13 protein-coding genes are annotated in these 18,936 nt (G+C 60.1%); 5 read left to right on the top strand and 8 right to left on the bottom strand.

What is annotated here, in order from left to right; all coding sequences use genetic code 11:
* Window positions 1-166 precede the first annotated feature (166 nt).
* The 4 genes from ABUK73_RS08475 to ABUK73_RS08460 all read right to left on the bottom strand — a co-directional run bounded on the left by ABUK73_RS08475 (window position 167) and on the right by ABUK73_RS08460 (window position 5,947).
* On the bottom strand, window positions 167-2,383 hold the full coding sequence (locus tag ABUK73_RS08475) for an FAD-dependent oxidoreductase (RefSeq protein WP_353576892.1): 2,217 nt from the start codon (window positions 2,381-2,383) through the stop codon (window positions 167-169).
* Between the two features lie 31 nt (window positions 2,384-2,414).
* Window positions 2,415-2,615, bottom strand: coding sequence for a hypothetical protein (locus ABUK73_RS08470; RefSeq protein ID WP_353576891.1), 201 nt, complete (start codon window positions 2,613-2,615; stop codon window positions 2,415-2,417).
* Window positions 2,616-2,629: 14 nt separating this feature from the next.
* The gene (locus ABUK73_RS08465) at window positions 2,630-3,838 is read right to left on the bottom strand and encodes an acetyl-CoA C-acetyltransferase (protein ID WP_353576890.1); all 1,209 of its coding nucleotides are present in this window, start codon (window positions 3,836-3,838) and stop codon (window positions 2,630-2,632) included.
* A gap of 312 nt (window positions 3,839-4,150) precedes the next feature.
* Window positions 4,151-5,947, bottom strand: coding sequence for an acyl-CoA dehydrogenase C-terminal domain-containing protein (locus tag ABUK73_RS08460; protein WP_353576889.1), 1,797 nt, complete (start codon window positions 5,945-5,947; stop codon window positions 4,151-4,153).
* A gap of 3,228 nt (window positions 5,948-9,175) precedes the next feature.
* On the opposite strand from ABUK73_RS08460, the gene ABUK73_RS23355 reads away from it, so the two are divergent.
* From ABUK73_RS23355 to ABUK73_RS08445, 3 genes are all read left to right on the top strand, one after another.
* Window positions 9,176-10,084, top strand: coding sequence for a peptidoglycan-binding protein (locus ABUK73_RS23355; RefSeq protein WP_454892347.1), 909 nt, complete (start codon window positions 9,176-9,178; stop codon window positions 10,082-10,084).
* A 209-nt stretch (window positions 10,085-10,293) separates the two neighbouring features.
* On the top strand, window positions 10,294-11,220 hold the full coding sequence (locus ABUK73_RS08450; RefSeq protein ID WP_113089639.1) for a sulfite exporter TauE/SafE family protein: 927 nt from the start codon (window positions 10,294-10,296) through the stop codon (window positions 11,218-11,220).
* The gene (locus ABUK73_RS08445) at window positions 11,217-12,038 is read left to right on the top strand and encodes a TIGR02186 family protein (RefSeq protein ID WP_353576887.1); all 822 of its coding nucleotides are present in this window, start codon (window positions 11,217-11,219) and stop codon (window positions 12,036-12,038) included. The genes ABUK73_RS08450 and ABUK73_RS08445 overlap by 4 nt, the downstream gene beginning before the upstream one ends.
* A gap of 384 nt (window positions 12,039-12,422) precedes the next feature.
* Here the strand turns inward: ABUK73_RS08445 and pdeM are convergent, their stop codons facing one another.
* The 4 genes from pdeM to ABUK73_RS08425 all read right to left on the bottom strand — a co-directional run bounded on the left by pdeM (window position 12,423) and on the right by ABUK73_RS08425 (window position 17,990).
* A complete protein-coding gene (pdeM, locus tag ABUK73_RS08440) occupies window positions 12,423-13,151 on the bottom strand; it encodes a ligase-associated DNA damage response endonuclease PdeM (protein WP_353576886.1) in 729 nt (242 codons plus the stop codon).
* 38 nt (window positions 13,152-13,189) lie between these two features.
* Window positions 13,190-15,709, bottom strand: coding sequence for a ligase-associated DNA damage response DEXH box helicase (locus ABUK73_RS08435; protein ID WP_353576885.1), 2,520 nt, complete (start codon window positions 15,707-15,709; stop codon window positions 13,190-13,192).
* Between the two features lie 525 nt (window positions 15,710-16,234).
* The gene (locus tag ABUK73_RS08430) at window positions 16,235-16,846 is read right to left on the bottom strand and encodes a YitT family protein (RefSeq protein ID WP_113088810.1); all 612 of its coding nucleotides are present in this window, start codon (window positions 16,844-16,846) and stop codon (window positions 16,235-16,237) included.
* A 199-nt stretch (window positions 16,847-17,045) separates the two neighbouring features.
* Window positions 17,046-17,990 (bottom strand): methyltransferase domain-containing protein, encoded by a 945-nt coding sequence (locus tag ABUK73_RS08425; RefSeq protein WP_353576884.1) that lies wholly within the window; start codon window positions 17,988-17,990, stop codon window positions 17,046-17,048.
* Between the two features lie 159 nt (window positions 17,991-18,149).
* Here ABUK73_RS08425 and ABUK73_RS08420 point away from each other — a divergent pair, with 159 nt between their 5' ends.
* Together ABUK73_RS08420 and ABUK73_RS08415 are read left to right on the top strand one after the other, a co-directional pair.
* The gene (locus ABUK73_RS08420; protein WP_062450945.1) at window positions 18,150-18,416 is read left to right on the top strand and encodes a DUF6460 domain-containing protein; all 267 of its coding nucleotides are present in this window, start codon (window positions 18,150-18,152) and stop codon (window positions 18,414-18,416) included.
* A 1-nt stretch (window position 18,417) separates the two neighbouring features.
* Complete coding sequence (locus ABUK73_RS08415) at window positions 18,418-18,915, top strand: CAP domain-containing protein (protein WP_353576883.1); 498 nt, start codon at window positions 18,418-18,420, stop codon at window positions 18,913-18,915.
* The last annotated feature ends 21 nt before the right edge of the window (window positions 18,916-18,936 follow it).

Below are 18,936 nucleotides of genomic sequence, written 5' to 3'. Positions count from 1 at the left end.
AAGAATGCTCAGAGCAAAGTTAACGGGCCAGAGGCCGACCATTCCTGTAAAAATTCTCTATAATCTTTATATTATACATCGATGAAGCAATTCCAGATTGTTATCGACATGGCCAGATACAGAAACAGGCCCCGAAGGGCCTGCTGATGGTTGAGTGATTTTGGTCTTAAGCGGCTTTTGCAGCAGCGCCATAGGGATCGAACCGGCCGTAGAAGGTATCGCCCTTGGCGGCCATATCTTGCAGCAACGGGGTGGGCTTGAAGTGCGGGCCGTAGGTTTGGCTGAGCTTTTCGGCCAGTGCCACGAAGTTGGCCACGCCCATGCCATCGATGTAAGACAGCGCGCCGCCGGTGTAAGGCGCAAAGCCGAAGCCGAGGATGGAGCCGACATCGGCTTCGCGCGGATCGGTGACGATGCCTTCTTCGACCGTGCGGGCCCCTTCCAGAGCGATGGTGACGAGGAAGCGCTGTTTCAGCACGTCCATGTCGACATCCTCAGGCTTCTTCTGCGCAAAGAGGCCTTTCAGGCCGGGCCAGAGAGACTTTTTGGCAGGCTTTGCCGGATAATCGTAAAAGCCCTTGGCGTTCTTGCGGCCAAAGCGGCCCTCGCCTTCCACCATGTTCTTGACAAGCTCCATATGGCGCGGATCGACAGCCTTTTCACCGAGGTCGGCGACGGTGGCCTTGAGGATCTTGTAGGAGAGGTCGATGGCGACTTCATCGTTGAGCGCCAGTGGACCGACCGGCATACCGGCGAATTTCGCGGCATTTTCGATCATGGCGGCAGGCACGCCTTCGATCAGCATGTCATAGCTTTCGGCCATGTAACGCAGCACGCAGCGATTGACGAAGAAGCCGCGCGTGTCGTTGACGACAATCGGCGTCTTCTTGATTTTCGCGACGTAGTCCAGTGCCACGGCCAGTGCCTTGTCGCCCGTTTCGTTGCCGAGGATGACTTCCGTCAGCATCATCTTTTCGACCGGCGAGAAGAAGTGGATGCCGATGAAATCAGTCGGACGCTTGGAATTCTGCGCCAGACCGGTGATGGGCAAAGTGGAGGTGTTGGAGGCAAAGATCGCGCCTTCCGGCAGCACGGCTTCCACCGCTTCGATCACGGCCTTCTTCACGTCGCGGTCTTCGAACACGGCTTCGATGACGAGGTTTGCGGTCTTGAGCGAGGCATAATCCGAGCTTGGCGTGATGCGGGCGAGGATGACGGCACCCTCTTCCTGCGTCATGCGGCCCTTTGTGACGCTGTCCTTCACCAGACCTTCGCAGGTCGTCTTGCCCTTGGCGGCGGCCTCGTCATCGCGGTCGATGAGGGTGACGTCGAGACCGGCAACGGCGGTGACGTAGGCAATGGATGCACCCATGAAGCCAGCGCCGACGACGCCGACATGTTTCAGATCGCTCTTGGGCTGGCCAGCCGGGCGACGAGCGCCCTTGCCCAGTTCCTGCATGGAAATGAACAGCGAGCGGATCATCGCAAAGGCTTCCTTCGAGCGAAGGATTTCCGTGAAATAGCGCTGCTCCACCTTAAGGGCGGTGTCGAAGGGCAATTGCAGGCCTTCGTAGACGCATTTCAGAATGGCGAGTGCCGCCGGATAATTGCCAGCGCTTTCGCGGCGCAGAATGGCTGGGGCTGCGGGCCACAGCTGGGCTGCGGCAGGCGTCCAGATGCCGCCGCCGGGGGCCTTGAAGCCCTTTTCATCCCATGGGGCAACGGGTTTCAGGCCGTCCTTGATCATCTGCTTGGCGGCGGGGATCAGTTGATCCGGTTCAACCACCTGATGCACGAGGTTCATGGACTTGGCGCGGCTTGCCGTCAGCGACTGACCAGTCGTCATCATTTGAAGCGCGGATTGCGCATCAGTAAGGCGCGACACGCGCTGCGTGCCACCGGCACCGGGGAAAATGCCGACCTTGATTTCCGGCAACGCCAGCTTGACGCTCTTGGCGTTGGAGGCCACGCGACCGTGGCAGGCCAGCGACAGTTCCAGCGCGCCACCCATGCAGGTGCCGTTGATGGCGGATACCCATGGCTTGCCATTGGTTTCGATCTTGCGGAACAGGCCATTCATCTTGCCGACGAGATCGAACAACTTCTTGGACGCTTCATCCGGGTTCTTCGCCTTCTCTTCATTGTAGAAGGAGAACATGGACTTGATCATCGACAGATCAGCGCCGCCGGAAAAGCTGCTCTTGCCTGAGGTGAAGACCACGCCCTTGACCGCAGCATCCGCCACCGTCGCGTCAACGATCGCGTTCAACTCTTCCATGACCTCCGCCGTAAAGACGTTCATGGATTTTTCCGGCATGTCCCAGGTTACAAGGGCAATGCCGTCTGCGTCTGTTTCGACGGTGAAATTGGTGTAAGTGCTCATAGTGGGATTCCTCTTCCCTGAATTTCTTGTGCTAACCGAAGACGCCGAGCAGGTAGCAAGGCAGAACGACAAGCAGAGCAAGAACGATGATCAGTCCTCGCCTCTCTGCTTTCATCCGTGCGTGGCTTTCGGCAGGCGTAATGCGACTGGCTGCTTGAGCAGCGGTGGCCATATCCTTGTCGAGTTGCCTCGTCTGGAAGTGGCGCTTCGTCTCGTTTTGATGGCCCGCCATGCTCGTCGTCCCAATCAAACCCGCTCGATAACCGTTGCCGTGCCCATGCCCGCACCGATGCAGAGCGTGACCAGTGCGGTATTGAGATCGCGGCGTTCCAGTTCGTCCAGAACCGTGCCGAGGATCATTGCGCCGGTGGCGCCCAGCGGGTGGCCCATGGCAATCGCGCCGCCGTTGACGTTCATCTTGTCGTGGCTGATGTCGAAGGCCTGGAGGTAACGCAGCACGACGGCGGCGAAGGCTTCGTTGAGTTCGAAAAGGTCGATATCGGCAATCGACATGCCGGTTTTGGCCAGCAGCTTTTCTGTGACGTCAACCGGGCCGGTCAGCATCAAAGCCGGGTCGGAGCCGATATTGGCGAAGGAGCGAATGCGGGCACGGGGTTTCAGGCCCATGCTTTCGCCGCCAGCCTTGGAGCCGACGAGAACCGCAGCAGCACCATCGACGATGCCCGACGAGTTGCCCGCATGGTGGACGTAGTTGATGCGCTCGACTTCCGGATGCGCCATGATGCCGACGGCTTCGAAGCCACCCATTTCGCCCGGCATCTGGAAGGATGCGTTGAGCGAAGCCAGCGCCTGCATGTCCGTGCCTGGGCGCATATGCTCGTCACGGTCGAGAATGGTGATGCCGTTCTGGTCTTTGACCGGAATGACGGAGTTCTTGAAGTAGCCGTTTTCCCAGGCGTGCGCTGCGCGCTTCTGGCTTTCCACGGCAAAGGCATCGACGTCATCGCGGCTGAAACCGTATTTGGTAGCGATGAGATCGGCGGATACGCCCTGCGGCATGAAATAGGCCGGGAAGCTGACCGAGGGGTCCATGTACCAGGCACCGCCGGACATGCCCATGCCGACGCGCGACATGCTTTCCACACCGCCCGCGATGACGATCTCGTCGGCACCGGCTGCGATCTTTCCGGCTGCGAAATTGATGGCATCAAGACCGGAAGCGCAGAAGCGCGAAATCTGCATGCCCGGTGCCTTGGTGGAATAACCGGCTTCGAAAGCCGCACCCTTGGCGATGACGGCACCGGCATCCATGACCGGATCGACACAGCCCATGATGATGTCATCGACGGTGGATGTGTCGAGGCCATTGCGGTCGCGGATGGCTTCCAGCGTCTCGGCGGCCAGACGAACGGACGGCACTTCGTGCAGCGAACCATCCTTCTTTCCGCGCCCGCGCGGGGTGCGAACGTGGTCATAAATGTATACGTCAGTCATTTCTCATCTCCCTGCACTGCGAACAGTGCTTAAAACTTTACGTTAGCGTCCACTTACCTCGACGATCGGTCTCGGCGGAAACAAGAAGCCCTTTTTTCCTCAGCTCTGTCGCAGCCCAGCGCATATCGTACTGCCATGAATAAACATATCGTACTGCCATGAATAAAAGAGGTCATGACCATGGAGGTCTTTCTCGTGATGCTTCCATATGTGCTGAGCGACATATAGGATTGAGCCCTCTCCGCTATTTGCTTTCAGGGCTTCAATAACCCAGTCCTTTAAGTCAGCTTTAGCGACCATCAGCCAGTTACCTCAAAACGCCTCAGCAGCCAGTTCCATCATCGTATCGGCACCGGCCTCGATGCGGATCTTGCGAACCGCTGTTTCCGGCAAAATGCGCTCCATAAAGAACTTGGCCGTGACGAGCTTGGTCTTGAGGAACTGCTCGTCGGAGGCGGAACCGGATGCAAGTGCCGTCTGCGCTGCCTTTGCCATGCGGGCGTGCATGTAGCCGAGAATGACGAGGCCGAAGAGGTGCATGTAATCGGTCGAACCGGCACCGGCGTTGTCGGGCTTGGCCATGGCGTGCTGCATGAACCACATGGTTGCCGCCTGAAGGTCGTTCAGGCCCTTCTTGAGGCCCTTGGTGTAAAGCGTGAGGCTCTCGTCAGCGCGGTTTTCCTCGCAGAAATCACCGATGTCCTTGAACAGCGCCATCACGGCACGACCACCGTTGAGGCCGAGCTTGCGGCCGACGAGGTCGAGCGCCTGAATGCCGTTGGCACCCTCATAGATCATGGTGATGCGGGCATCGCGCACATACTGGCTCATGCCATGTTCTTCGATGTAGCCGTGACCGCCGAACACCTGCTGGGCCATGACGGCGTGGTCGAAGCCCTTGTCGGTCAGCACGCCCTTGAGGATAGGCGTGACGAGGCCGAGAATGTCGTCTGCCGCCTGTCGCTCCTTCTCGTCGGTCGCGCGGTGGGCGATGTCGGATTGCAGCGCGGTCCAGAGCAGGAACGCTCGGCCAGCCTCGTTATAGGCCTTGATGGTCATCAGCGTGCGGCGAATGTCCGGGTGGACGATGATCGGATCGGCCTTCTTGTCCGGGGCTTTCGCACCGGAGAGCGAACGACCCTGAATGCGCTCGCGGGCATATTCGACGGCGTTCTGATAGGCGATTTCACCGACCGACAGGCCTTGCAGGCCAACGCCGAGGCGGGCTTCGTTCATCATCACGAACATGGCCGACAGGCCCTTGTTCTCGGCGCCGATGAGATAGCCGGTCGCATCATCATAGTTCATGACGCAGGTGGAGTTGCCGTGAATGCCCATCTTGTGCTCAAGCGCGCCACAGACGACGCCGTTGCGTGCGCCCACGGAACCATCGGCGTTGACGAGGAACTTCGGCACGATGAACAGCGAAATACCCTTGGTCCCCTCTGGCGCACCTTCGATGCGGGCGAGAACCAGATGGATGATGTTGCTGGTCATCGAATGTTCGCCAGCCGAAATGAAAATCTTCTGGCCGGTGATCTTATAGGAGCCATCGCCCTGCGGCACGGCCTTGGTGCGCAGAAGGCCAAGGTCGGTGCCGCAATGCGGCTCGGTCAGGTTCATGGTGCCGGACCATGTGCCCTCGACCATCTTGGGCAGATAGGTCTGCTTCTGCTCGTCGGAGCCATGCGCCAGAACGGCGGCAATCGCGCCCTGCGTCAGGCCGGGATACATCATCAGCGACAGGTTGGCGGACGACATGAACTCGCCGACGGCAGCGTGCAGCGTGTAGGGAAGGCCCTGCCCGCCAAACTCTTCTGGAACGGCAAGACCGGTCCAGCCGCCTGCGCAATAGGTATCGTAAGCCTGCTTGAAACCATCCGGCACGGTCACGGTGCCATCTTCGGCGCGCTTGCAACCCTGCTGGTCGCCAGACAGGTTGAGCGGGAAGAGCTGCTCTTCTGCCAGTTTCGCGGCCTCGCCGGTGATCGCATCGATCATATCGGGCGTGGCGTCTTCAAAACCGGGAAGATTGTTGTAGCGCTCTATGCCGAGCACATCGTTCAGAATGAAAAGCGTGTCTTGAACTGGGGCCTTGTAAACAGGCATTACCGATGATCCTCCGCATCGTTTGCCGGACCGCTCCGGCGTCAACATAGGGACCACAATATTTGACGTGCGCGTAAACGTCAAATAGCTTTCAGCAGATTTTTGAGATGCCACTCACCCTTAGACAAGACCCATGTAAATCTAATGAATTTGCCGCGTCAAATGCCTGTGAAACGGCATATATGAAGAAAAAGTTAAATAAGCCAACGCCCTGTTAACCATTTGTTTACCAAATATGGCGAAATGTTCAAAGTCATAGGACTGCTTCGCGAACCGGGGCGTTCGATGAGCAAAAAAGCAAGAACTCCGTGTTCCGCACCGGGACTACCAGCGGAACAGTTAAACCGGGCAAACGACGAAGCGAGCAGGAAGATGAACGGATTGCGATCGAATTCCCATCGTCAAAACGACAGATCGTCTCTGGACGCGCTCAACCGCACCATTGAAGGCCTGGAAGCCCGGATCGAAGATCTGCTGGGCACCAAATCCGCTCGCCCTGCTCATGAAACACATACGCCACGCGCAGAGACTGAACGTGCAGGATTTCAAAACGGCCCCGCAAGGCCGGCAATGAAGCCGCGCTTCGATCCCGTCAACGAAATCCGTCAGCGCCAACAGGCGCTCGATGCACGTTGGGAACGACAGCAAGCAGATGCGCCACGCGCGACCGATCTTGCCGCCGAGCGTGAACTGGACCGCCGTTATGCAGAGCGCGAATACCGCGCCTCCACCGCTATTCCTCCGGCACGCCCACGCCCCACGGCCCGTTTCGAACGCACCGCACCGCCTGCCCCTGCACAGGGCGATGCAGCGCTGCGCGAAGTGGCCGAGGCGCTGGTCAGCCTGCGTCAGGAACTGAAGCACGAAATTTCCGAAGGCGTCGCCCGCGAAATGCAGGGCGTGCGTTCCGAACTGCGCAACATCCGCTCCTTTGCAGAAAATCAGGATTTTGCCGAGGATATCCGTGAGGATGTCGCACGGCTGGCAGCCAGCATCGAGCGCATGGGCGAAACGTCGTCGCCCGACGCCGAAGCCCTGCGCAATGAATTCGAAGAGCTGCGCAGCCTGATGGATCAGGTTGCCCGTGAAGACAGCATGCACCGCATGGAAAGCCGTTTCGATACGGTGGACGATACGCTGCGTGGTTTCGATACCGCCCCGCTTCAGGACGAAATCGTCGCGCTTGCCTACCGTCTGGATGACATCAAGGGCCAGCTTGGCACGATGAGCGGCAGCTCCGCCGCCGTGCGCGCGCTGGAAGAAAAGCTTTTGACCATTGCCGGTGCTGTCGAGCAGCTGGGCAAGCACATTCAACCCAATGATGAGGCTTTCGGCGAACATTTCTCCGGCCTCGATGAGCGCCTGGACGAAATCAGCCGCGCGATTGCCGCTGCCGGAAACCGCCCTGCCCCGAGCTTCGATGCAACGCTGGCCGAGCGGCTGGAAAACCGCCTGAATACGCTGTCGTCGCAGATCGAAAATCTGAAGGACGCGACCGAGGCGAAAGATAAGCCGTCTGACGCACTTAGTGCGCGCCTCGACGCACTGACCACCCGTATCGAAGAGCTTTCCGCCGAGCGCAGCGTTTCACAGCTGGGTGAGCGGCTGGATCAGCTGTCCCTGCTGCTGGAGCGCTCGCAGCGCCCGTCCAGCCAGCCGGAACTCACATCCTTCCTGACCGACATTTCCCGCAAGATCGATGAGCTGGGCAGCGGCGCCGTCAACGACCAGTTGGCCGAGCGGTTGGAGAAAATCGCACGCCGGATCGAACAGATCGAGGCAAAGCCTGCGCCTGCGAAAAACCCTTCTTACGACGTCGCCTTCAAGCGGTTGGAAGATCGGCTGAGCGATATCGCCGCCAAGCTGGATGAGACACAGGCTCCGGCCAGCGCCGTTGCCAACGACATGTCGCCGGAACTTGACCGTCGCATGGCCAATATCGAAGACTACATGGCGTCCAGCGACGAATATATCATCGAAGCGGCCCGGCAGGCGGCAGAAGCGGTTCTGGAAGCGCATACGCGCAACAATCTGGCCCAGACTGCCAGCAGTGCCGACATGGTCATTCTGACCGAGCTCGCTAACGACCTGCGCAAGCTGGAAGGTCTGAGCCGCAATACCGAAGAGCGCACGCACCGCACCTTTGAAGCGCTTCATGAAACATTGGTGCAGATTGCCGGTCGTCTCGACCATCTGGACAATCGCCCAGCACCGCGCACGCCCGCACCTGCACCTGCCAGCCTTTCCGACACGGACTGGGCCGAGTATGAAGGCGGGGCGCGCATGCCTGCGGCCACGTTTCCCGAAGACGGTCTGATTGCCAAGGACAGCGCAAGCGCCTTCGACACTGAGACCGCCCGCCAGCTGGACAGCGCCCTTGCCACCGATACGCTGGTGCCGCCGGAAGCCGAAAAGCCTGTCGCTGAAAAGCGTGGCCTGTTATCCGGCCTGACGCGTCGCTTCAAGTCCAGCGCCGCCAAGACCGAGGAAGCCCCCAAGGCCGAGGTTTCCGCACGCACGCAGATCGACCCTGCACCATCGCTCGACCCGGTCGATGTGTTGCAGGCCGATATCGAAACCGAACTGCTGGAGCCGGGCTCTGGTGCGCCTGATATCAAGAAGATTCTGGAGCGTGTTCGCGCCAGCCAGACGGCTGCTGCCCGCGCCGGTGCAGGCGAGAGCGACAACCGCGCCGACTTCATTGCCGCGGCCCGCCGCGCCGCTCAGGCCGCCGCACAGGAAAGCGTTCCGGACAGAAGCGCCGCTTCGCGCCCGCAGCGCAGCAAGGCCACTGTTGAAAAGCAGGGCTCCGCCCTTTCCCGCTACCGCCGTCCGCTGCTTCTCGGCATCGGCGCCATTCTGCTGGCCATGATGGCAATGCCCGCCATCAAGTCTTTCGTCGGTGGCGAAACGACACCTGCGGCCATCGTGACCGAACCGAAGAGCGTTGAGCCCATGTCGGCTCCGCCAGTCGCCGCACCGGTTGAGGCGACGCCTGTCAGCGCCGAGCCTGCTGTGACGGTTCCATCCGAAAACACAATCGACGAAAAGGCAAAGGCCGCCGGTGAGCGGATGCAGGTGGAAGCCGACAAGGGCGACCATCTGATCGACACCCGGCCAATCGGCGGCGTGCGCCTGCCCCTGGAAACACCAACGATTTCCGTTCCAACCGCATCGCGCGGAACCGGCGTTGCAGAGCGCTTGCAGCCAGTAACTTCGATCCCAGACGTGCAGCAGACCGAGTTTAAAAAGGAAGCTGTCCAGCCGGCAGTTGAGACCATCACCGTTCCCGAAGGCATTGCCCCGCCGTCTCTGGCGGATGCCGCCTCCAAGGGCGACCGGGTAGCGCTGTTTGAAATCGGTGTGCGCTACACGGATGGTCAGGGCGTTGCAGCCGACCGCGCCGAAGCAGCCAAGTGGTACAAGCTGGCCGCCGATCGCGGTCTTGCGCCAGCGCAGTATCGTCTGGGCAACATGTATGAGAAGGCCAATGGCGTAGAGCGCAATCTTTCCGAAGCCAAGCGCTACTACCAGTTGGCGGCAGATCAGGGCAATGCGGGCGCGATGCACAATCTCGCCGTGCTGCTGGCCTCAGACGCCGCTGGCGCGCCTGATTTCACCGCCGCTGGCGACTGGTTCATCAAGGCTTCCAACCTCGGCGTTCGTGACAGCCAGTTCAACCTTGCCATTCTCTATGCCCGTGGCAGTGGCGTGCAGCAGAGCCTGGAAGAATCCTACAAGTGGTTTGCCATTGCTGCCCGTGATGGCGATGCCGATGCTGGCCAGAAGCGTGACGATGTGGCCAAGGCCATGCGTCCAGAACAGCTGGCCAGCGCCAAGGCGAAGGTCGAGGCGTGGCAGGTAACGCCGCTCAACGAAGAGGCCAACTCCGTCAACCCGCCTGCCGAATGGACCGGCGGCGAGGAGATCAAGACCTCTTCCGTCGACATGCAGAAGGCGATCCGCAACATTCAGGCCATTCTCAACAACAATGGTTTCAAGGCGGGCGAGCCGGACGGCAAGCTGGGCCGCGCAACCGTGGCCGCGATCAAGAACTTCCAGAAGTCCGTTGGACAAACGCCGGATGGCCGCATTACCGACGAGTTGGTGACAGCGTTGCTCGCTCGCAACAAGTAATTTGCCTGTTGGCCGATCTTTCCAAATTATCAACGTATTTGCCGTTGAATAATTGACAGTCATGCCTGCCAAGGGCATGACCGATGAAAGGTCGCATGGCCGCTTGCCTTGACCCTTCAGACAGATACCACCCCTTCGTGGCAAGGCCCGCCTGATGGCGGTTTTTGCCGTTTTGGACGCAACCACGTCCGCATGTCCGAGGTCCTATTGTGACTGTCTATCTGCCCATTGCAGAACTTTCGGTGAATATCTTCATCATTCTCGGCATGGGCGCGGCTGTGGGGTTTCTGTCCGGCATGTTCGGCGTGGGCGGCGGCTTTCTCATTACCCCGCTTTTGATCTTCTACAATATTCCGCCCGTCGTGGCCGTCGCCACCGGCGCCAACCAGGTTGTCGCCTCCTCCGTTTCCGGCTCCATCACCCATTTCAGGCGCGGCACGCTGGATGTTAAGCTGGGCGGTATTCTGCTGATCGGCGGCCTTTGTGGGGCGACGCTTGGCGTGTGGCTGTTTACGCTTCTGCGCAGCATCGGCCAGCTCGACCTCATCATTTCGCTGCTCTACGTCATTCTGCTGTCTACCGTTGGCGCACTGATGCTAAAGGAAAGCATTTCCGCCATTCGCCGCACCGCGCGCAATGAAACCGTGACGCTGCGCCGCCCCGGCCACCACAACTGGGTGCACCGCCTGCCGCTGAAAATGCGCTTCAAGAAATCGAAGCTCTATCTCAGTGTCATCCCCATTATCGTTCTCGGCTTCGGCATCGGCGTTCTGACCTCGATCATGGGTGTCGGCGGCGGCTTCATCATGGTGCCTGCCATGATCTATCTGCTGCGCATCCCCACCAATGTCGTTGTCGGCACATCGCTGTTCCAGATCATTTTCGTCACCGCCTATACGACCATCGTGCAGGCCGCGACGAACTATTCCGTCGATATCGTGCTCGCCTTCATTCTGATGCTGGCCGGCGTGGTGGGCGCGCAATATGGCGTGCGCGTGGGCCAGAAACTGCGCGGCGAACAGTTGCGCGCGCTGCTGGCGCTGCTGGTTCTGGCCGTCGGCGTGCGACTGGCCATCACGCTGGTCATCAAGCCAGACGATCTGTTTTCCGTGGCTGTCGGAGGGCTGGGCTATTGATCCGCGCCGCCCTTCTATCCGCTGCTTTTTGCGCCCTTTCAGCCACGGCTTTCGCGCAGACCCCGCCGCTTGCGATCTCGCCGAATGCGTCGGGCCAGCCCCGCACCCTGCAGGAAAACATCGAGATCGGCGCATCGACCACCGAAATCTCCATCGCGTCTGATTTTCGCGGGGCGGATTTCACCATGTTCGGCGCGCTGAACAATGCCGACCAGTTGCTGCTGGCCATCGGCCAATACGACATCGTGGTGACGCTGGAAGGCCCGAACGACTATTCCACCGTCCGCAAAAAAAGCCGGGTGGCGGGGATCTGGATCAACACCAGCGCAATCACCTTCGCACCGCTGCCGGAATCCTACTCCATGGCCAGCACCCGCAACATCGACAATATCGCAACAGCAGGCACGCTGAAGGCCATGGGCCTCGGCGTGGAACACCTACCGCTGCGCAGTGCGGTGTTTTCCGGCGTGCCAGACAATGTCTTCGACTTTCAGGACGCATACCGCCGCCTGAAACTGTCGAGCGGCATCTATCGCAACGACACGACCGGCGTGCGTCTGGAACGCACCGGCCTCTTCTGGGCCACCCTCCGCCTGCCCGCCAACGTCCCCAACGGCGTTCACACGGCGCGGGCCTATCTGTTCAAAAGCGGCATGCCGGTGGCGCAAAAGGAATTGCGACTGCGCGTGGTGAAGACGGGCATGGAGCAGGCGATCACGGATGCCGCGCACCAGACGCCGGTGGTGTATGGCATGCTGTGCGTGCTGCTGGCGGTGGTGACGGGTTGGGGTGCGAGTATTTTGTTCAGGCGGGATTAGGTGAGGTTGGCGGGTGTGGCTTACCCCCCTCTGCCCTGCCGGGCATCTCCCCCTCAAGGAGGGAGATTGGCTAGACGCAAACTCGCCGCTTCGCCGCAGCGTTTGTGATGGGCGGAAGGTCTCCACGAGCGATCTCCCCACCTGAGGGTGAGATGTCCGGCAGGACAGAGGGTGAGCGGCTTGCTGTGCGCTACAAACTGGGGAGGGCAGCCACACCCACCGCCCTCATGCTGAGGTGGCGCGCAGCGCCCTCGAAGCATCCGCGGCGACGCGCTGCCCCAAGCCCCGCAACCCTCGTCCTTCGAGGCCCCTGCGGGACACCTCAGGATGAGGGTGGCTACGTTGCGCTCGCATCGGCCTCGCATCCAAGCATCCCAAAAAATCTCACCCCAGCAAATTCGCAAACCGAACCGAATAAATCCGGTCCCGCCCCAACAAATGCGCAACCAGCGCCGAATGATCGAACAGACCCCGCATCGCCTTGTGGCGCAAATCCAACCCGCCACTTAGCACCCCAAAGGCAGGCATCAACATACGGGTGCCATCCGTGGCGAAACAAGGGCGGCGCACCGATTTGTCGCGGCGGCGGACCGTGGCGGCGGGGTGGAGGTGGCCTGCAATTTCGCCCAGCGATGCACCCAATTTCGGCTCGTGACGGAAGACGAGGTTGCCGTAGAACATTTCATCGCTGGAGGAGCCCGGCAAATCCACCGTCCCATCCGGGTCATGGTTGCCGTTGATCCAAATCCATTCACGTCCCCGGGCCATCTCCTTGATGAGATCGCGCAATGGCAGCGGCAGATGCTGCGAGCCGATGCGATCATGGAAATTATCGCCGAGGCTGACGACGATCTTGGGGTCGTAGCGGGTGATCAGGGACGACAGGATTTTGAGCGTGGCGATGGTGTCGTAGGGCGGCAGAAGGCGACCGCGGCGGGCGAATGCGGCACCCTTTTCCAAGTGCAAATCCGAGACGACCAGCAGCGACAGATCCGGCAGGTACAGCCCGCCCAGCGGATCGCACCAGCCAGCGACGCCGTTCACGGCAGTTTCCGAGCCGAGGCATTCGAAGCCGGTGGCAAATTTGTCGCTCAGGGCAAGTCGGCTCAGCACGTTTCGGTTTTGTCCTTCATATCCTCTAGGCGGATGCATCATGACATCGCATCCGCGATCAGCTCATCGGCGGCTTCGGCCAGCACATCGTCCAAGGCTTGGCCCGGCACCGTCTCGCGCCCGATTTCCATCATGACCGGAACGGCCAGCGGCGAAACATGCTCCAGAGCGCAATGGGTGGTGTGGCCCTTGATTCGCCTTAGCATATCGCCAAGACGGCCAATGTCCAAAAGTCCGGCTGCGGCATCGCGACGCGTGGCTTCCAAAAGGATGTGATCGGGCTCATGGCTGCGAAGAACGTCATAAATAAGATCGGCAGAAACAGTGACCTGCCGCCCGGTTTTTTCCTTGCCGGGATGGCGGCGCTCAATGAGGCCTGAGATGATCGCACAATTGCGGAAGGTGCGCTTGAGCATGAAGGATTCGTCCAGCCATGACTCAAGATCATCGCCCAGCATATCCTCGTCCAACAAATCCGGCAGCGACAGGCGGTCCGATTGCAGGCGCATGCCGATATCTTCCAGAGCCCAGATGGCCAGCGAATAATCCGTGGCGACGAAGCCCATGGGCTTGGCCCCTGCCCGCTCCAGCCGCCGGGTCAGCAGCATGCCGAGTGTCTGGTGCGCCAAGCGCCCCTCGAAAGGGTACATGACCATGAAGAAGCGTTTGCGGAAGGGAAACGTCTCGACCAGAAGCTCATCCCGTTTGGGAATGATCGACTTTTCCTTCTGAATGGCGAGCCAGTCTCGCACCTGATCCGGCAAGGCGTGCCAGCGGGCGGGATCGGCCAGCATGGAGCGCACCTGATCTGCCAGATAGGTAGAAAGCGGGAATTTTCCGCCCGCATAGGACGGGATTTTTGGGTCCATGGAGAAGGCCTGGCTGACGAGGCATTCGCTCTCGCGGATGCCTTCGAAGCGCAGCACCTTGCCGGCGAAGAGGAAGGTATCGCCCTGCACCAGTTGCTCGAGGAAATGCTCCTCGACCTTGCCGAGCGACATGCCGCCACGCCCGATGGTGCCCTTGGCATTGCGCTTGACCATGCGGACATTGAGTTCTGCCGCCTCGACAATGGTGCCGAGGTTGAGGCGATACTGCATGGCGACCTGCGGGTTGGAGACGCGCCACAGGCCATCCTTCGTCTGGCGGATGCGGGCGTAACGCTCATAGGTGCGCAGGGCATAGCCACCGGTGGCGGTGAAATCGACGATGCGATCGAAAGTTTCGCGCGGGAGGTCTGCGTAGGGCGAGGCGGTGGTGACTTCGCGGTAGAGATCATCCGCATCGAAGGGTTCGGCGCAGGCCATGCCGAGCACATGCTGGGCCAGCACATCCAGTGCGCCCTCGGCAATCGGCGGTGTATCCTGCGCGCCGATGTAGTTGGCATCAAGTGCGGCGCGGCATTCCATGACCTCGAAGCGGTTGGCAGGCACAAGGATGGCCTTGGAGGGTTCGTCCATGCGGTGATTGGCCCGGCCGATGCGCTGGGCAAGGCGGCTGGCGCCCTTGGGCGCGCCGACATGCACGACGAGATCGACATCGCCCCAGTCGATACCGAGATCGAGCGTGGAGGTGGCGACCACCGCGCGCAGCTTGTTATCGGCCATCGCCGCTTCCACCTTGCGGCGCTGGCCTGCATCCAGCGAGCCGTGATGCAGCGCAATCGGCAGATTGTCGTCGTTGATGGTCCAGAGTTCCTGAAAAATGCGCTCCGCCTGCGAGCGGGTGTTGACGAAGATCAGCGTCGTCTTGTGCGCTTTCAAGGCCGGATAGAGGTCCTGCATGGCATAGCGCGCCGAGTGGCCGGACCATGGAATGCGCTCCTCCGTGCCGAGTATCGCGATATCCGGCTTTGCGCCGCCATCGACTGTGATGAGACCGGCGGTGGGCTCACCCTCCGCTTGCGGGCTGAGATAGCGTTGCAGATCCATGGGGTCGGCGACGGTGGCGGAAAGACCGATTGTGCGCATGCCGGGCGCGTGCTTGCGAATGCGGGCAATGGCGAGCGACAGGAGATGCCCGCGCTTGGAGGTTACGAGCGAGTGAAGCTCGTCCAGCACCACATATTTCAGGTCTTTGAAGAAACGCTCGGCTTCCTTGTTGGCGAGCAGCAGTGAGACCTGTTCCGGCGTCGTCAGCAGAATGTCCGGCGGTTTCAGCTTCTGACGCTGGCGCTTGGACTGCGGCGTATCGCCGGTGCGGGTTTCGACCGAAATGGGCAGGCCCATTTCCGTCACGGGCTTCATCAGGTTGCGCTCGATATCGACGGCCAGCGCCTTCAGCGGCGAGATATAGAGCGTGTGGACCCCGACGAAGGCCGAGCCGGGTGGAACCTTGCCGCGTTCCGCCAGATCGGTCAGCGAGGCCATGAAGCCACCGAGCGTCTTGCCCGCCCCTGTCGGCGCAATCAGCAGCATGTTTTCGCCAGCACGGGCGCGGGCTGATAATTCCAGCTGATGGGCGCGCGGGCTCCAGCCCTTTTCGCCGAACCATTTCTGGAAGGATAAGGGCAAGGTGCCGACATCGACGCCGGAGATGGGGGGCTCTGTGTGTTTCACTGCTCTAAAGTAGTGAAAATCTTTCGAAAAAGAAGGGCGTTAAAGGACGTAAGTTTGAGCTTTCCGCCGTCATTCCGGCCCTGAGCCACTGCTGTCCGGTTTAAATGGGAGGGGCGTTCGGCGGAAAGAAACCCACCGCCGTCACCCCGGCCTTGAGCCGGGGTCCAGTTGACGCGCGTCTGCGCGGCGAGGAAAGTTCTTTCAGACCAATGACTTGGTCTGACTGGATTCCGGCTCAAGGCCGGAATGACGGTGGTGAGTGTGGTGCTGTGCCACTCCCCATATCCAGCGCTACGCTTCTGCGTCCTAACAGATGCAGAGTGCTAAAAGCGAAGTGCAATCAATGCTGTATGCCGCATCTGCGTATTCAAACCGGACAGTAGTGGCCCTGAGCCGGAATCCAGCCGACGCGCGTCTGCGCGAAGATGAAGAGTCTTTTCAGCCCAAGGACTTGGGCTGACTGGATGCCGGATCAGGTCCGGCATGACGGAGAGGTGTCACATCGCAATATAGCGGTCCAAGCGTTCAGCGTACGACGATATAGCGATCCGAGCGGTGGTTGATGGCGAGGAAGAGGTTCAGCACGAAGGCGCCGACGATGGAATAAAGCACCGTTTCGGGATTGATGACGGCAAAGGCCGCGATCATGACGCAGCTGTCGAAGGCGAGCTGGATGAGACCGGCGCGGATGCCGAAACGATCCTGAATATAGATGGCGAGAATGCCGATGCCGCCGAGGCTGGCGCGATGGCGATAGAGCGCCAAGAGGCCGTAACCCAGAAGCAGACCGCCAAGCAGCGCGGCCCAGAGCGGATTGATGCTCTCAATCACCATCCAGCGGCTTTCTACTTCGGTCAACACCGACACGAGGCCAATGGCGATGAAGGTTTTGAACGAGAAGGCAAGGCCAAGGCGGCGGAAGGACAGGTAATAGAAGGGCAGATTGACGAGGAAAAACAGCAGGCCGAAGCTAATGCCGAAGGCATAGTGCAGGAGAAACGCCACGCCCGCCGTGCCGCCGGTAAGCAGGCCCACCTTGGCGAGAAGGTAGAAACCGAGCGCCGACACGATGCTGCCGGTGACGATGCCCTGAATGTCTTCCACAGGCGCATGCTTGGCCGGATCGGCACTCCACATGCCATAAACGCTTCTCGTGAATGCCATGCGCCTAACCCCGAACTTAATTGTTCCAGCCATTTATGAGAGTGCCGCGCTGCTATTGCACCTTCAGGCTCAAGCAGTTCGACAGGCGTATTTTGCACTGCAAAAGCTGATGTTTCAACGGCGATACGTAAGCATCGCTGACCTATCGATAAAAAGGCAAGAAACGAAAACGTCAGGCGGGCTTTTCGGCAAGAAAGAGAATGCCGGAGAGGGGTTTTCCGGCGTCCTTGCGAATGGTGGTTTTCTCGGTTTTCAGGATTTTAAGGCCGAAACCTTCCAGCAAGCCTCGAACATAGGGCTCTGAATGCGCATAACGCAACGAGGGCTGGAGAACGAAGCCGCCTTCCTCTCCCGCATCTTCCACCGAAAAGGCAAAGGTGCCCCCCGGTGCAAGCAGTGCCAGAACCAACGGCATAACCGCTTCCAGACTGCCCAGATACATCATGACATCCGCTGCGGCGACCAGATCCGCACGGTTATGTGCAAGTGCGGGTGCGAAGAGGCCTGACCCTTCCGCATCCAGCGATAGATCGGCTTGGGCGAGATGGTGATAGATGTGTTTCTCCCCCGCTTTGGCCAGCATGTTGGTGGAAAGATCGAACCCTTCGAGGCGTTCGGTCCAGCCATGGATTTCAAGCCCCAGCAGGCCCGTACCGCAACCGATATCAACGATGTTGCGGAAACTGCTGCCCTGCGGACGGACGGTTGCGACCAGCGCGGCGAGCTTTTGCGGAACGCTGTAATCGAGTTTCTCCACCAGCGACGTTTCGAAACGGTCGGCGTAATCATCGAACAGGCCTTCGATATAGGCGCTGGGCGGCTGTTGCGGCGTTTCGGCGGCGCCGAGAACCGCGAGCTTGAGGGGAGCAGCGAAAATGCCCTCGGCATCCAGCGCCGCAACCGTCTCATAGGCTGAGACGGCCTTTGCGGTCTGGCCCGCTTTTTCACTATACTCACCCAGCCGAAACCAACCTGCGGCCCATCGCGGTGCAAGCTCCAGCGCCTGTTCGATCAGCTCTGCGGCAGCGGCGTGATCGCCGCTTTCGGCAAGCATGCGGGCGTAATCTGCGCGCCGGTCTGCGATGGCATCGCCGGACGAAAACTGGTGTGGGGCCATGCACGCTTTCCTGAAAGAGGTGGGCTGTCTTTCATCAAGCCATAAAAAAACTCAAGTCCTATTTCATGGCAGCGGCAAATATCGCGCATGCGAAGCGCGAAAGCTTGCATAGAGGCACCATGCTTTCTATGTCTTGGCTGAATTCAGGAGATTTTGCAGATGGCGGGTGAAGTGGATAAGGTGCTGGGTGACAGTGTAGCGCGCACGATCATAAAGTTGCTGGTCGTATCGCTGATCGTCGGCTTCGTCATGGCAGTCTTCGGCCTGACACCCTGGAACATCATCTATGGCGTCAGGGATTTCATCCTCGACCTCTGGCACAGCGGCTTCCGCGCCTTGGGCAGCATTGGCGATTATCTGCTGGCGGGTGCTGTCATCGTCATCCCCGTTTTCATCATTCTTCGCCTTTTGAGCTTCCGCCGCTGATATGACCCAACATTCCCTGATGACATTTTCACGGCGCGGTTTCGTGCTGGTCTCTACCGGCACGCTGCTATCGGCCTGCGTTTCCATGCCCACCAACAAGGGCGTCACAGCTGGCACCCGCGATGAAACGGCCTCGGCGCTGCCGATGGTCAACGAGCTTCGCCGTTCAAAGGGTCTGCCCGCCCTTTCCGCCAACAGCGCCGCGCAACAGGCCGCTGCTTTTCAGGCCAGCCGCATGGTGAAGGCGCAGAAAATGGCGCATCTCATCGGCCTCACCGACAGCTTTCTCATTCGCATGAAGGACGGCGGCGTGCCGCTGCCTGCGGCTGAAAACGTGGCGGCTGGGCAGGATACGGTCGAGCGGGTGGTGAAGGCCTGGATTGGGTCTCCGCACCATCTGGAGAATATGCTGGGGAATTACGGCGGGCTTGGTGTGGCGGTGGCTTATGATGCGGCGGCGAAGAATAGGCCGTATTGGGCGATGGTGCTGTGTCGGTGATGGGTTGTGCTCGTGGCAGAC

It is taken from the genome of Agrobacterium vacciniicorymbosi (assembly GCF_040427045.1).
GTDB lineage: Bacteria > Pseudomonadota > Alphaproteobacteria > Rhizobiales > Rhizobiaceae > Agrobacterium.
The sequence above is the reverse complement of the archived record's forward strand: the minus strand, read 5'-3'. Positions and strand labels throughout refer to the sequence as shown.